Below are 13,294 nucleotides of genomic sequence, written 5' to 3'. Positions count from 1 at the left end.
CGAAGATGTCACCTGACCAGGCCACCATCCCTGTCCTTGACCTGAGCGCCGCACGGCAGCCGTACGGCGTTTTCAGACCGGAATTCATTGACAAACTCCGGGACGCTGCCCACAACGTGGGGTTCTTCCAGATCACGGGCTATGGCGCCGCTCCCGGCCAGGCCGAGGAGCTCCTCGCCCTCATCAAGCGCTTCTTCGACCTGCCCCTCGAGGAGAGGATGACGCTGGACAACCGGCTCTCGCCGCATTTCCGTGGCTACACGCGGATGGGCACCGAGATCACGCAGGGCCGCGCGGATGCCCGCGAGCAGATTGACTACTCACCGGAGCGCGAACCCGTCCTGGACTATCCGGCAGATCAGCCGTACTGGCTGTTGCAGGGGCACAACATGTGGCCCGATGAGGCGCTCCCCGAGCTTAAGACAGCGGCCATGGCCTGGGCAGAGATGATGTCCGGTGTCGGCATGGAACTGCTGCGAGGCATTGCGGTCTCCCTCGGGCTGCCTGAGGACCACTTCGACGAACCCTTCGGCGACGAGCCCGCTTGGATGGGCAAGCTGGTGCACTATGTTGGCGGTGTGGTGGAAGCGGCAGGAGACCAGGGCGTGGGCTCACACGCGGACTACGGTTTTGTCACCCTCCTACTCCAGGACGAAGTGGGCGGACTGGAAGTCCTGCCGCCGGGAACCACCGAGTGGGCAACCGTTGAGCCTATTCCCGGGGCGCTGGTGGTGAACCTGGGTGAGATGCTGGAGGTGGCCACCGAAGGGTACCTCGCCGCCACTATCCACCGGGTACAGGCGCCGCCGCCTGGCGTTGACCGCTATTCCGTGCCGTTTTTCTGGTCCCCGCGCCTGGATGCCGTGATCGACCCCGTGCCGCTGCCGCCCGAGCTGAAGGCGCAGGCACGTGGGCTCTCGGATGACCCTATTAATCCGATGCTCGCCTCATTCGGCCTGAACATGCTCAAAGGCCGGATGCGCGCGCACCCGGATGTCACGGAACGGCACTACCCGGAATTGATGCAGCGCTGACCTGAACTCCCCTTATGCCAGTAGGCTGTTAGAGGTCGTATTTCCAGGCCTGCTGCGCGGGGCACACGTTCATCACCACAGCCAGGCCCGCAACCTTCGCCCGTTCGGCTGCGGCCTCGTCAATGACCCCCAGCTGCAGCCACACGGCTTTGGCTCCGACGGCGATGGCCTGGTCAACCACCGCGCCGACTTTCTGCGAATTCACAAAGCAGTCGACGACGTCGACGGGCAGCTTTTCTGCCGGAATGTCACCAATCGTGCGGTAGCCTGTTTCGCCGTGCACCGGGTCCCCCGGCAGGTTCACCGGAATGATCTCCATCCCCATCCTGTCGCGGATAAAGAGGGACGTATGGAAGGCGGCGCGCCACTCATTGGTGGTCAGGCCCACGATGGCCCACCGCCCCTTGGTTCGCATAAGGCGCTCAATGACTGCAGGATCGTTGGTGTGAGCCATGCCTCAAGCCTACGCCGCTTTCCCATAGACCCGAATGCCGAATTTTCGACCGCGGTTCAAGCGACTAAGAGCATGTGAACGAACATTACGCGCAGCATTCTGCCAATTTGGATTGTTTGATTCATATTTGGTCTAGTGGATAGCGACCATCCCGAGCGGCCGAGAGACCTGGATCGATGAAGCCGCAGCAACCCTGGTCAGCGGGCGCCCCCACGGCACACGCTGATAGCAAGGACAAAGCCTTGGTTACCCGGAACTGACCACTCCGGTAAGAGGCTGGACTCCGTTGGGTGCTACTGCCAGGACCGATGGAGTGATCCCATGACTGCAGTACTGACTTCCGAGCGTACCGGCGACCCGGCCAACGTCGCCATCGGCCTGCCCACCGGCTGCAGCGCAAAAGAAGGCAAAGCCAAGGTTTCCCGCCTGCTGGAGCTTGTGGGACTGGACAGCTTCGCCGTCCGCCGTCCGCGCGAAGTGTCCGGCGGCATGGCCCAGCGGGCATCCCTGGCACGTGCCTTGGCACGCAACCCCGGCGTCCTGCTGCTTGACGTGGTGCTCGAGCGCAGCGACCTGGATGTAGATGCCGCGCCCAGTGAGGCGCAGCGCAAAGTACTGGAGAAGATCGGGCCCACCTTCGTGGAAACCGGCGACGTCAAAACGCAGCAGCAGATCGACGACGCCGTGGGCTCCCTTCTCGACGACTCGCTGGTGAAGAAGGCTGATCCGTCAGCCATCAAGGGTTCCTGATGAGCCATCTGGAAAACCCCTTCCTCACCGGCAACAGTGTTGCGGACAAGCGCGCTGCAGCCGCTGCCGCAACAACGGCAGACGCCGCCCAGACGGGTGCCGTAACGGCAGCCGCTCCGGCACCGGGATGGTCTCCCGCCGGAGTCCTTTCCAGGAACTGGGCGCGTCTGCCCCTTGGCCTGATCATCCCGGCAATCCTGCTGCTTGCCTGGCAGGTGGCGTCCTCCACCGGCCTGTTCATCTCCACGCAGCGGGTGGAGATCGGGTTCCTGATCGGCGCCGCACTGGGCCTCATCCTCGGTGCCACCGTGGGCCTGTCGAAGATTGCCGACGCCCTGCTGGCCCCCGCCATCGGCGCCCTGCGCGCCGTCCCCTCGCTGGCCTGGGTACCGCTGCTGATCCTCTGGCTGAAGATCGGCGAAGACTCCAAGGTCACCCTGATCATCATCGGAGCGTTCTTCCCCGTCTTCACCACCGTTTCCCTGGCGCTACGCCACGTAGACCGGAACCTGGTCCAAGCTGCCCGCGCCTTCGGCCTCAAGGGCGTCCGGCTCCTGACGACCGTGCAGCTGCCTGCTGTGGTTCCTGCCGTCTTCTCCGGGCTGCGGCTGGCCCTGGCGCAGGCGTGGCTGTTCCTCGTGGCGGCCGAACTGATCGCCTCCTCCATGGGGCTCGGCTTCCTGCTGATCGACTCACAAAACAACGGCCGCACCGACAGGCTCTTCCTCGCCATCGTGCTGCTGGCTGTGATTGGAAAACTGGCCGACGCCCTCCTGGGCCTGGCAGAGAAATGGGCGGTAAAACGATGGGCCTGAGCACCGTACAAGCCACGCACCCCAGCACCGAGGCCGAGCGCATTGGGTTCTGGGAGGATGCCGCCCGGCGCCTTGACTGGGCCGAGCCATGGCACACCGCCCACAGTTTTGACAAGGCACGAAGGCTTAGCGGGCCGGAAGTTCCCGTCGAGGACGCCGAGTACTCCGTGCCCCGCATTGAATGGTTCGCCGGTGGCCGCCTGAACGTGACCTACAACTGCGTGGACCGCCATGTGGAAGCAGGCCGGGGCGGCAAGGTTGCGCTCTACTTTGAAGGCGAGCCGGGCGACCGCCGCGCCATTACCTACGCCGAACTCCAGCGTGAGGTGGCCAAGGCCGCCAACGCGCTCTTGGGGCTGGGCATCACCAAGGGCGATCGCGTGGTCATCTACCTGCCGGTCATCCCTGAAACCGTCATCATCACCCTCGCCGTGGCGCGGATCGGAGCCATCCACTCCCTGGTGTTCGGCGGTTTCTCGGCCGAGGCGTTAAAGTTCCGCGTCGAGGACACCCAGGCCAAGCTGCTGGTCACCACGGACGGCCAGTTCCGCCGTGGCGTGGCCGTGCCCGTCAAGGACAACGCTGACGCGGCGGTCGCCGGGGACAACGCCATCGAGCACGTCCTGGTGGTCAACCGCACCACCCCGGCGGACGAGCTCGATGCCGTCCCCATGACTGAAGGCCGCGACGTCTGGTGGCATGACGCCGTCGGGACCGCCCCTGACGTCCACGAACCCGAAGCATTCGACGCCGAGACTCCCCTGTTCATCATGTACACGTCCGGGACCACCGGTAAGCCCAAGGGCCTGGTCCACACCTCCGGCGGCTACCTCACGCAGGCGTCTTGGAGCTACGAGCACCTGTTCAGCAACCCGGATTCTACGCTCCGGGACCAGGACGTGCACTGGTGCACCGCGGACCTCGCCTGGGTCACTGCGCATACCTACGAGATTTACGGGCCGCTCTCCAACGGCGTTACCCAGGTGATCTTCGAAGGCACCCCGAACACCCCGCACCCGGGCCGGCACTTCGAAATCATCGAACGTTACGGTGTCACGCAGTACTACACGGCGCCCACCCTGGTCCGGTCCCTCATGGGCTGGTTCCCGGACGGCGTGCCGGACACCTACAACCTCTCCTCCATCCGGATGCTCGGCACCGTGGGCGAAGCAGTCAACCCCGAAGCCTGGCGCTGGCTGCGCCACAACGTGGGCGCCGGCACCGCGCCCGTGGTGGACACGTGGTGGCAGTCGGAGACCGGTGCAACCATCCTCTCCCCCACTCCGACGGACACCGAGTTCAAGCCCGGCTGCGCGGCACGTCCGCTGCCCGGGGTCAGCGCCCGAATCGTGGACGCCGCCGGCAATACAGTTCCGCCGGGTGTGCAGGGTTTCATTGTGGTTGACGCTTTTGGTCCGTCCATCGCGCGGACCGTCTGGGGCAACCCCCAGCGCTACCTCGATTCGTACTGGCGGCAGTACGCCGAACAGGGCTGGTTCCTGGCCGGCGACGGTGCCAAGTACGACGCCGACGGCGACATCTGGATCCTGGGCCGGGTGGACGACACCCTCAACGTCTCCGGCCACCTGCTGTCCACCATCGAGATCGAGTCTGCGCTGGTGGCCCACCCGGATGTGGTGGAGGCCGGCGTGTGTCCGGTGGCTGACCCCAAGACCGGGCACGCGATCGTCGCATTCGTTGTCCTAAAGGCAACCGGTCGGATGATCGAACCTGGGGCCACGCCAGCAGGGTCCCCTGACCGGGCTTGCGAGGTTAGGGGACTGGTGGGGACCGAGGAGCTCCGCAACCACGTCGCGAAGGCGATCGGCCCGATCGCCAAGCCGCGCGACGTCGTGGTGGTTCCTGACGTGCCCAAGACCCGCAGCGGCAAAATCATGCGCCGGCTGCTGACCCAGCTATTTGAGGGGACCGCCCTGGGCGACACCACCTCACTCCAGAACGAACCGGCCATCGCCGGAATCCAGGACGTCCTGCGCAAGCGGGCCCTAGCAAAGGAAAATTTATGAACGACATCAGCAATGTTGCCCGTCTTTCCGAACCGCTGAAGTTCGCATACTGGGTGCCGAACGTTTCGGGCGGCCTGGTTGTCTCCACCATCGAGCAGCGGACCGGTTGGGACTTCGACTACAACAAGAAGCTGGCGCGGATCGCCGAGAACTCCGGCTTCGAGTATGCCCTGACGCAGACCCGCTACGCAGCTTCCTACGGCGCCGACAAGCAGCACGAGGCCACCTCGTTCAGCCTTGCCCTGCTGGCGGCGACCGAGCGGCTGAAGGTCATCTCCGCAGTGCACCCCGGCATGTGGCACCCAGGCGTGCTGGCAAAATACATCATCACGGCGGACCACATCTCCAACGGCCGTGCGGCCGTCAACATCGTCTCCGGCTGGCTGAAGGCCGAATTCGAAAACTTCGGCCTGCAGTGGCTGGAGCACGACGAGCGCTACGTCCGGACCGAGGAATTCATCAAGGTACTGCGCGGCCTGTGGACCGAGCAGGAGTACAGCCAGTCGGGCAAGTTCTACAACATCACCGACTTCACCCTGAACCCGGCCCCGGTTGATGTACCGGGCCGCGCGCACCCGGAGATCTTCTTCGGCGGCAACTCCACGGCGGCGCAGGCCACGGCCGGCCGCGTTGCTGACTGGTACTTCTCCAACGGCAAGGACCTCGAAGGCTTCAAGGAGAACATCGCCGGAGTGGTGGCTGCTGCCGGCGAAACGAAGCGTGGCACCGACGGCGCCCTCGCAGCGCCCCGGTTCGGACTCAACGGCTTTGTCATTGCCCGCGATTCCGAGAAGGAAGCCCGCGACACCCTCCGCGAAATCGTGGCGAAGGCACACAAGCCTGCAGTCGAGGGCTTCCGCGACGCCGTGCAGGAAGCCGGCGCGTCCACGAAGGACGGCAAGGGCATGTGGGCCGATTCCAGTTTCGAGGACCTGGTCCAGTACAACGACGGCTTCAAGACCCAGCTGATCGGCACCCCGGAGCAGATCGCCGAACGGATTGTTCAATACAAGAAAATCGGCGTCAACCTGTTTCTCACCGGTTACCTGCACTTCCAGGAGGAAGTGGCCTCCTTCGGCCAGGACATCCTGCCGATCGTCCGCGAACTCGAAGCCGACCTGGCGCGCAAGAACGGCACCGAGCTTCTGGTGGTCGAGCCTGTCGAGACCGGGGTTCCGGCAAGCTCAACCACCGGGCTGGTGAACGCGTAATGTCTGACCGCAAATTCGGTTTCCGCACCCGCGCCCTGCACGCCGGCGGCACCCCCGACGCCGAGCACGGCGCCCGCGCGGTGCCCATCTACCAGACCACGTCCTTCGTATTCAAGGACACCCAGGACGCCGCCAACCTATTCGCGCTGCAGAAGTACGGCAACATCTACTCCCGGATCGGCAACCCCACCGTGGCCGCGTTCGAGGAACGCATCGCCTCGCTGGAAGGCGGCATCGGCGCTGTTGCCACGTCGTCGGGCATGGCAGCGGAGTTCATCACCTTCGCCGCACTGACGCAGGCCGGCGACCACATCGTGGCTGCGTCCCAGCTCTACGGCGGCACCGTCACCCAGCTGGATGTCACCCTGCGCCGCTTCGGTGTGGACACCACCTTTGTTCCCGGCACCGATCCCGCGGACTATGCCGCGGCGGTCCAGGAAAACACTAAGGCAATCTTCGTCGAGGTGGTGGCCAACCCGTCGTCGGAGGTCCAGGACCTGGAAGGGCTGGCAAAGGTAGCGCGCGACGCCGGGATCCCCCTGGTGGTCGACGCCACCTTGAGCACGCCGTACCTCGTGCGCCCGATCGAGCACGGGGCGGACATCGTGATCCACTCCGCGACGAAGTTCCTCGGCGGGCACGGCACCACCCTGGGCGGCGTGATCGTGGAAAGCGGGCGCTTCGACTGGGGCAACGGCAAGTTCCCCATGATGACCGAACCCGTCGCCTCCTACGGCAACGTCTCTTGGTGGGGGAACTTCGGCGAGTACGGGTTCCTGACCAAGCTGCGCTGCGAGCACCTGCGGGACATCGGCCCCGCGCTGTCGCCGATGTCGGCGTTCCAGCTGCTGCAGGGCGTGGAGACGCTTCCGCAGCGCCTCGACGAACACCTGAAGAACGCCCAGGCCGTGGCCGAATGGCTCGAGGCTGATGACCGCGTGGCCTACGTGAATTTCTCCGGCCTGCCCTCGCATCCGCACTTCGAACGGGCACGGAAGTACCTGCCGCTGGGTCCCGGCTCGGTATTCTCCTTCGGCGTGAAAGGCGGCCGTGCCGCCGGCCAGACGTTCATTGAGTCCCTGCAACTGGCCTCGCATCTGGCCAACGTGGGCGACTCCCGGACCCTGGTCATCCACCCCGGGTCCACGACCCACCAGCAGCTCAGCCCGGAACAGCTCGAGTCCGCCGGTGTTCCCGAGGACCTGATCCGCATCTCCGTGGGGCTTGAAGACATCGACGATATTCTGTGGGACCTGGACCAGGCACTTACTGAGGCCTCAGCAGCGGTGGTTGAGCTTGTCGACACCGGGGATTCGACAAGCTCAACCACCGAAGCCTGCACGATTGGAGCACGCGCATGAGCATCGAAACCCGGACCTGGGAAGGCCCGTCCGCACCGGAGCGCCTGAACCTGCTGCGAGCAGCCAAGTCGATTGCCATCGTGGGCGCCTCGGACAAGCCCTCACGCGCCAGCTACTTCGTGGCCACCTACCTGCAGTCTTCCACGCGGTACAAGGTGTACTTCGTGAACCCCGTGGTAAGGGCAATCCTGGGCGAGCCGACCTACGCCTCGCTGGCCGATCTTCCCGAGAGCCCGGACATCGTGGACGTGTTCCGCAAGCACGATGACCTCCCCGGCGTCCTGGACGAAGCCATCGCGGCCGGCACCAAAACCCTGTGGCTGCAGCTCGGCTCCTGGCATGAGGCGGTGGCCGCCGACGCAGAGGCAGCAGGGCTGAACGTGGTGATGGACCGGTGCGTGAAGATCGAACACGCACGGTTCCACGGCGGCCTGCACCTGGCAGGTTTCGATACCGGCGTGATCTCGTCCCGCCGGCAGCTCCTGTCCTGACGGGACCTGCCACGGGAACCCCTGATTAGCGGTTGAACTCCTTCAGCCAGATTGAACCGGGGCCGGCATCGCCGGCTCCGGTTTTTTCTGTTGTGCCCCGGCCCATCGTTACCGGGGCGAGGACCACTGAGGTCAGGTTGTCGAGGACGGCGGAGGCTTCGCTCACGGGCTTGCCTGCATTTTCGAGCTCGTCAGCGCGGTCGCTGCCTGACCCTCTGCCAGGATTGCGGCCTTCCCAGGAAGTTTCGCCTTGCGGGTCACTGCCGCCGTTGGTGCCGCCTGCTGCGTTCCGGGAGGAGCCGCCGTCGGCCGCTGCCTTGCCCGGCGCTGCAGCACCCCGGTCCTGTTCCTGACTGCGGCCTGGACCCTTCTCCTGCGCAGCTCTCCCGGGCGCGTCAGTTCCCGGCCCGTCAGTTCCCGCATCTGCGGTCCCCTGCGCGGCCGGCGCCGCAGTGTCAGGCGAGCCGATTTTGCGGCGGCCGCAAACGGCAGGTCGCCGGTGGCTGCGCCGGCACTCTTCCCCATCACTTCCTCGGCCTACTCAACCGTCAGGGCGGCGACAAGGCGCAGGGCCAGGACCTCCCGCTGTTCATCCGGGCGGATGCCCAGGAGATTCTGGACCTCCTGCGGCGAGATCCGTTCCATGGCCGGGTCCTCGGCCGAGGACTCCTCGCGCCCGTCCAGGTCGGGTTCGAACGGTAGCTCAACAGGTGTGCGGCGCTGCCGTCGGTGCTCATCCACCATCCGGGCATGAGCCACCGAGAACACAAAGGTTCGCAGTCCGGCCACGCCGCCGGTAACCGTCGCCAGCCTCGGCAGGATGTCGAGGAAGACTTCCTGCATAACAGCCTCCGGATCTTCTACCCCGCGGGCTGTGAGGTAGCCCAGAACCTGTGGCGCATAGGATCGGTACACGATGCTGAAAAGCTCGGGTTCGCGGGCACGCGCACGCAAAACGTCATCGGTCAGCACATCGGTCACAGACGTAGGGCCTTCGGTGGGGGGCTCTGCTTGCCCCGCTAACTTTGCCCTCGGGTAACCAGGCTGCGGCCAACGAAACGTGGTCCGTCAAGGAACAAAAGGGCCGGTCTGGAACATGATGGGGGACAAGTTCCAGACCAGCGCTTCATAGGGGTAATCGCTCCGGACCTGCCGGGTGTTACGCCTTGTCAAAAAAACTTTTGAAATTCTCTGGCTCCTGGTTCGGGCTTAGGGCAAGGACACCAGACTCCGGCGGGCGCCTCAGACGGCTCCGGTCCACCGCGCCCTCGGTACGCTGCCCCGCACCGTATCGAAGTGGGCAAAAGCGCGGACCCGGCTGACCGGAACACGCTGCTCGTCACAGGCCGGCTCGGCTGCCGCAGCCGGAGCGGCCGCGTACGGGGCCGGCGCCGGGGTGCGCTGGTCACGAAGGCCGGCGGCGGAAAGGTCGGTAACAAGACCTGTTCCGGCGCACTCGCGGATGGCGGCAATTCCAGCCGCAACGGCCGGCTTGTCCGCGAAGGCCCCGGACACCGCCATCACGGTGCCGTCCGGCGCCTTGAGCCTGAATCTGAGCAGCGAATCGGAGTCGAGAAAAACTTCAAACGTCCCAGCCATATCAAAATCCTTCCGGTCAGCGGAGGTCCCTCCCGGTGGCGTCATTGTCACCTGGCAGGCCCGGACGCATCCCTGCGCCATCATCCCGCGGGTCTTGTCGAACGATCTGTTGATCAGTTCACCTTATGTTAAAAGTCTGGCGGCCGTGCCTGCAGCCTCACAAGGCCGGCGGGGTTAACCCTATGTAAATTGCGTCCATCCGCTCCGCATACAGCGGCGGCGGGCCACCCCCAAGGGTGACCCGCCGCCGTCGCACGTTCTAAAACGTCAGTCGTTGATGAGGTCGCGTACCACGATGGTCTGGTCCCGGTCAGGGCCGACGCCGATGGCCGAGAAGCGCGTCCCGGAGAGCTTTTCCAGGGCCAGCACGTAGTTGCGTGCGTTCTCCGGGAGGTCCTCCAGGGTGCGGGCGCCGGTGATGTCCTCGGTCCAGCCGTCGAAGTATTCGAAGATGGGCACGGCGTGGTGGAACTCGGTCTGGGTCATCGGCATTTCGTCGTGCCGGACACCGTCCACGTCGTAGGCGACGCATACCGGGATCTGTTCGATGCCGGTGAGGACGTCCAGCTTGGTGACGAAGTAGTCCGTGAAACCGTTGACCCGGGAAGCGTGGCGGGCCAGGACTGCGTCGTACCAGCCACAGCGGCGGGGACGGCCGGTGTTGACGCCGAACTCACCGCCGGTCTTCTGCAGGTACATGCCCATCTCGTCGAACAGTTCCGTGGGGAACGGGCCGGCGCCAACGCGGGTGGTGTAGGCCTTGATAATGCCGATGGAACGCGAGATCCGGGTGGGTCCGATGCCGGAACCAACGGACGCGCCGCCCGCCGTCGGGTTGGAGGATGTGACGAAGGGGTAGGTGCCGTGGTCCACGTCCAGGAACGTTGCCTGGCCGCCTTCCATCAGCACTACCTTGCCCTCGTCGAGGGCGTTGTTGAGGACCAGCGTGCTGTCGATAACCAGCGGGCGCAGGCGCTCGGCGAAGGAGAGGAAGTAGCTGACGATCTCGTCCACCACGATGTCGCGGCGGTTGTAGACCTTGACCAGGAGTTCGTTCTTCTGGCGCAGCGAACCTTCCACCTTCTGGCGGAGGATGGATTCGTCGAAGACGTCCTGGACTCGGATGCCCAGGCGGGCCACTTTGTCCATATAGGCCGGGCCGATGCCGCGGCCGGTGGTGCCGATGGCACGGCTGCCAAGGAAACGCTCGGTGACCTTGTCCAGCACCTGGTGGTAGGGCGCAACCAGGTGGGCGTTGGCGGAAACGCGGAGCTTGGAGGTGTCCGCGCCGCGGGCTTCCAGACCGTCGATTTCCTGGAACAGGGCTTCGAGGTTCACTACACAGCCGTTGCCGATGATCGGAATCGCGTTGGGGCTCAGGATGCCGGCCGGAAGGAGCTTGAGCTCATACTTCTCACCGCCTACGACGACGGTGTGCCCGGCGTTGTTGCCGCCGTTCGGCTTGACGACGTAATCAACGCGCCCCCCGAGAAGATCGGTGGCCTTGCCTTTTCCTTCGTCGCCCCACTGGGCTCCTACGATCACGATTGCTGGCATGGGATCCTCCCCCATTCGTTCGGGCCGCACAGTTCCGCCACCGAAATGGCAGATCTGGTGAAGCACCGTTCATGAGAATGCCCCGAAGGCAACAGCCCGGCCGGGCCGCGACGGCGGCCAGCCACGCAAGAGTTCCGGGGCTCTTACCACCCAAGTTTAGCCGATCACAGACTTTGTCCACTTAGGAGGCCGCCTGCGGCCCTTCGTTGGGGGTGGTGGGGTAAAGGATGGACCCGGAAACCAGTTTCCCGTCGCGTTCGCTCCGGGTGCCCTGGTGGTGCAGATCAATCATGCGGCTACAGCTGCCAGCACCAGGGCTCCGGAAACGGCGAGGGTCCTGAAGGTTGCCAAGGTTTGGTTCACAGCGCGTACCTCTTTCGAGTGCAATTGGGGTGCGGCCAGCCGCGACATTTTTGATCGCGGACTGTGACAGAAGCCAACCAAGCTATACAGGTTATGTCAACGTCTTTGACGGCCTTTGTCCCCCGATTTCAGCCGGAAAGCGGCACCCCTCGCCCGGCGTTTCGTTTTGCGGGACTTGATAGACTGATAAAGATCGACTAGGAATCGGTCCACACCACATTTCAAACCATCCCGGAATGGTTGCGTCCCCGTGCGCCCATTTTCCGGATTGGCGCAGCACCGAGCCCCGCAGGAGACATTGCACTATATGACAGCCCTGGCCCCCGAATCTTTCCGTGAACAGCTCCTGAGCCGCCGCTACGAACCCAATGTTGCCGGCGTCAACGAACTGTGCGATTCCCTGCAGAGCGTCAAGCCCCACACCGAAGTCCCCTACGTCGACCCCATGCACGACGTGGACGAATGCCGCATCATCAGCCTCTACTCCAACATCGGCGAGGCTGACCCGTCCGGCTTTATGACCGCAGGCGACGACGACGCCGCTACCCGTATGCTCGGAATCCAGTGGAAGCTCGGCCTGCGCCCTGAGTTCGTGATGCCGTGGAACGTTCACCCGTGGCACACCCCCGGCGAGGTCAACGGCAAGTTCACGCCGGACCAGATCTCCTCCGGCCTTAAGCCGCTGCTCAAGTTCCTCGCCCTGGTCCCGCGCGCCTCCGTGATCGTGGCCCACGGCACCGAAGCCAACCGCCTGGCCAACCTGCTGCTGAAGACCGAGGTGCCCATGATCTGGCGGCGCGGCCTGAAGACCTACAAGGTCCGTTCCCTCAGCGGCCGGGCGTTCGCCGGAACCCCGGCCCGTCAGGAGCAGTACCTCGAGGAAATGCGCGTCGTCTATGCGGACGCCATGGCCCGCACCGGTCTGGCGAAGGCCGCCAGCTGATATGTAGCCTGCCCGGCCCCACCGGAAAGCACGACGGCGGGCGGTTACCTTTCTTCTGAAAGGTAACCGCCCGCCGTCGTACTTTAACAAAGCAACGCGGGGTCACTTTCGGCCCAATCCGGGGTCCGGAGAGGGCGGAAAGTGACCCCGCGTTGTGTTTCTACTTGGCCTCGATGGCGGCCTTCGCGGCCGGGTCCGAGTCGTTCAGGAACTTCTCGATGCGCTCGGGTTCCTCGGCTTCGCCGATGGCCGCGGACGCACGGCCCAGCGAGTAGAGTGCCCGCAGGAAGCCGCGGTTGGGTTCGTGCTCCCACGGGATAGGGCCCACGCCGCGCCAGCCGTTGCGGCGCAGCGAGTCCAGGCCGCGGTGGTAGCCAACCCGCGAGTAGGCGTAGGAATCGATGGTGCGGCCTTCGGCCCACGCCTCCTCCGCGAGTACCGCCCACAACAACGACGAGGTGGGGTGCTTCTCCACCAGGTCCAGGGCTTCCGCGCCGGCGTCCAGCTGATGGTAGACGTCCGTTTCGGCAGGAAGGAGCGTGGGCTCGGGGCCCATCAGGTTCTTACGAAATTCGTCGGACATGACTAGAACGTCTTGCCGGCGGAGCCGAGCTGCTTGGTTGCCTCCACGACGCGGGCGGCAAGGCCTGCCTCGGCGGAGGCACCCCAGACGCGCGGATCGTACAGCT

General features: G+C 64.9%; 13 protein-coding genes and 2 pseudogenes. 8 read left to right on the top strand and 7 right to left on the bottom strand.

The genetic code is table 11. The annotated features are described in order from the left end of the window. Positions 1 to 5 precede the first annotated feature (5 nt). Positions 6 to 1,034, top strand: coding sequence for an isopenicillin N synthase family dioxygenase (locus tag ABIB27_RS11495; RefSeq protein WP_354217096.1), 1,029 nt, complete (start codon positions 6 to 8; stop codon positions 1,032 to 1,034). Positions 1,035 to 1,062: 28 nt separating this feature from the next. Here ABIB27_RS11495 and ABIB27_RS11490 read toward each other — a convergent pair whose 3' ends face one another. Next, complete coding sequence (locus ABIB27_RS11490) at positions 1,063 to 1,488, bottom strand: CoA-binding protein (protein WP_354217095.1); 426 nt, start codon at positions 1,486 to 1,488, stop codon at positions 1,063 to 1,065. Positions 1,489 to 1,764: 276 nt separating this feature from the next. On the opposite strand from ABIB27_RS11490, the pseudogene ABIB27_RS11485 reads away from it, so the two are divergent. From ABIB27_RS11485 to ABIB27_RS11460, 6 genes and pseudogenes are all read left to right on the top strand, one after another. Next, positions 1,765 to 2,040: pseudogene (locus ABIB27_RS11485) on the top strand (ATP-binding cassette domain-containing protein); the annotation flags it as partial. A 197-nt stretch (positions 2,041 to 2,237) separates the two neighbouring features. Continuing rightward, complete coding sequence (locus tag ABIB27_RS11480) at positions 2,238 to 3,053, top strand: ABC transporter permease (RefSeq protein ID WP_354217094.1); 816 nt, start codon at positions 2,238 to 2,240, stop codon at positions 3,051 to 3,053. Further along, positions 3,029 to 5,080 carry an acetate--CoA ligase gene (gene acs / locus ABIB27_RS11475; RefSeq protein ID WP_354217093.1) on the top strand — a complete coding sequence of 684 codons (2,052 nt, stop codon included), beginning with the start codon at positions 3,029 to 3,031 and terminating at the stop codon, positions 5,078 to 5,080. The genes ABIB27_RS11480 and acs overlap by 25 nt, the downstream gene beginning before the upstream one ends. Next, positions 5,077 to 6,291, top strand: coding sequence for a dimethylsulfone monooxygenase SfnG (sfnG, locus tag ABIB27_RS11470; protein WP_354217092.1), 1,215 nt, complete (start codon positions 5,077 to 5,079; stop codon positions 6,289 to 6,291). Before acs ends, sfnG begins: the two co-directional genes overlap by 4 nt. After that, positions 6,291 to 7,652 (top strand): O-acetylhomoserine aminocarboxypropyltransferase/cysteine synthase family protein, encoded by a 1,362-nt coding sequence (locus ABIB27_RS11465; protein ID WP_354217091.1) that lies wholly within the window; start codon positions 6,291 to 6,293, stop codon positions 7,650 to 7,652. The genes sfnG and ABIB27_RS11465 overlap by 1 nt, the downstream gene beginning before the upstream one ends. After that, entirely contained in the window at positions 7,649 to 8,143 is a 495-nt protein-coding gene (locus tag ABIB27_RS11460; protein ID WP_354217090.1) for a CoA-binding protein, read from the top strand. Before ABIB27_RS11465 ends, ABIB27_RS11460 begins: the two co-directional genes overlap by 4 nt. A 25-nt stretch (positions 8,144 to 8,168) precedes the next feature. Here the strand turns inward: ABIB27_RS11460 and ABIB27_RS11455 are convergent, their stop codons facing one another. The 5 genes and pseudogenes from ABIB27_RS11455 to ABIB27_RS11435 all read right to left on the bottom strand — a co-directional run bounded on the left by ABIB27_RS11455 (position 8,169) and on the right by ABIB27_RS11435 (position 11,299). Continuing rightward, positions 8,169 to 8,309: a hypothetical protein gene (locus ABIB27_RS11455; protein WP_354217089.1), complete on the bottom strand. Its 141-nt coding sequence runs from the start codon at positions 8,307 to 8,309 to the stop codon at positions 8,169 to 8,171. Then, positions 8,306 to 8,668, bottom strand: a complete 363-nt coding sequence (locus tag ABIB27_RS11450; protein WP_354253890.1) for a hypothetical protein — start codon at positions 8,666 to 8,668, stop codon at positions 8,306 to 8,308. Before ABIB27_RS11450 ends, ABIB27_RS11455 begins: the two co-directional genes overlap by 4 nt. Positions 8,669 to 8,683: 15 nt before the next feature. Further along, a pseudogene (locus tag ABIB27_RS11445) lies at positions 8,684 to 9,124 on the bottom strand (RNA polymerase sigma factor); the annotation flags it as partial. 261 nt (positions 9,125 to 9,385) lie between these two features. Continuing rightward, positions 9,386 to 9,742, bottom strand: a complete 357-nt coding sequence (locus tag ABIB27_RS11440; protein WP_354217086.1) for a YegP family protein — start codon at positions 9,740 to 9,742, stop codon at positions 9,386 to 9,388. Positions 9,743 to 10,009: 267 nt separating this feature from the next. After that, positions 10,010 to 11,299, bottom strand: a complete 1,290-nt coding sequence (locus tag ABIB27_RS11435; RefSeq protein WP_354217085.1) for an adenylosuccinate synthase — start codon at positions 11,297 to 11,299, stop codon at positions 10,010 to 10,012. A gap of 670 nt (positions 11,300 to 11,969) precedes the next feature. Between ABIB27_RS11435 and ABIB27_RS11430 the strand changes: the two genes are divergently transcribed. Continuing rightward, positions 11,970 to 12,605 carry a uracil-DNA glycosylase family protein gene (locus ABIB27_RS11430; RefSeq protein WP_354217084.1) on the top strand — a complete coding sequence of 212 codons (636 nt, stop codon included), beginning with the start codon at positions 11,970 to 11,972 and terminating at the stop codon, positions 12,603 to 12,605. Between the two features lie 160 nt (positions 12,606 to 12,765). Here ABIB27_RS11430 and ABIB27_RS11425 read toward each other — a convergent pair whose 3' ends face one another. Next, positions 12,766 to 13,188 carry a DUF3151 domain-containing protein gene (locus tag ABIB27_RS11425; RefSeq protein ID WP_354253889.1) on the bottom strand — a complete coding sequence of 141 codons (423 nt, stop codon included), beginning with the start codon at positions 13,186 to 13,188 and terminating at the stop codon, positions 12,766 to 12,768. Between the last annotated feature and the right edge of the window lie 106 nt (positions 13,189 to 13,294).

The sequence above is a fragment of the Arthrobacter sp. UYEF21 genome (assembly GCF_040546085.1).
Taxonomy (GTDB): Bacteria; Actinomycetota; Actinomycetes; order Actinomycetales; family Micrococcaceae; genus Arthrobacter.
The sequence above is the reverse complement of the archived record's forward strand: the minus strand, read 5'-3'. Positions and strand labels throughout refer to the sequence as shown.

Coding starts and splice junctions, on each gene's coding strand:
- ABIB27_RS11495 (WP_354217096.1), top strand. CDS start 6: ATGTCACCTGACCAGGCCACCATCCCTGTCCTTGACCTGAGCGCCGCA.
- ABIB27_RS11490 (WP_354217095.1), bottom strand. CDS start 1,488: ATGGCTCACACCAACGATCCTGCAGTCATTGAGCGCCTTATGCGAACC.
- ABIB27_RS11480 (WP_354217094.1), top strand. CDS start 2,238: ATGAGCCATCTGGAAAACCCCTTCCTCACCGGCAACAGTGTTGCGGAC.
- acs (WP_354217093.1), top strand. CDS start 3,029: ATGGGCGGTAAAACGATGGGCCTGAGCACCGTACAAGCCACGCACCCC.
- sfnG (WP_354217092.1), top strand. CDS start 5,077: ATGAACGACATCAGCAATGTTGCCCGTCTTTCCGAACCGCTGAAGTTC.
- ABIB27_RS11465 (WP_354217091.1), top strand. CDS start 6,291: ATGTCTGACCGCAAATTCGGTTTCCGCACCCGCGCCCTGCACGCCGGC.
- ABIB27_RS11460 (WP_354217090.1), top strand. CDS start 7,649: ATGAGCATCGAAACCCGGACCTGGGAAGGCCCGTCCGCACCGGAGCGC.
- ABIB27_RS11450 (WP_354253890.1), bottom strand. CDS start 8,668: ATGGGGAAGAGTGCCGGCGCAGCCACCGGCGACCTGCCGTTTGCGGCC.
- ABIB27_RS11440 (WP_354217086.1), bottom strand. CDS start 9,742: ATGGCTGGGACGTTTGAAGTTTTTCTCGACTCCGATTCGCTGCTCAGA.
- ABIB27_RS11435 (WP_354217085.1), bottom strand. CDS start 11,299: ATGCCAGCAATCGTGATCGTAGGAGCCCAGTGGGGCGACGAAGGAAAA.
- ABIB27_RS11430 (WP_354217084.1), top strand. CDS start 11,970: ATGACAGCCCTGGCCCCCGAATCTTTCCGTGAACAGCTCCTGAGCCGC.
- ABIB27_RS11425 (WP_354253889.1), bottom strand. CDS start 13,188: ATGTCCGACGAATTTCGTAAGAACCTGATGGGCCCCGAGCCCACGCTC.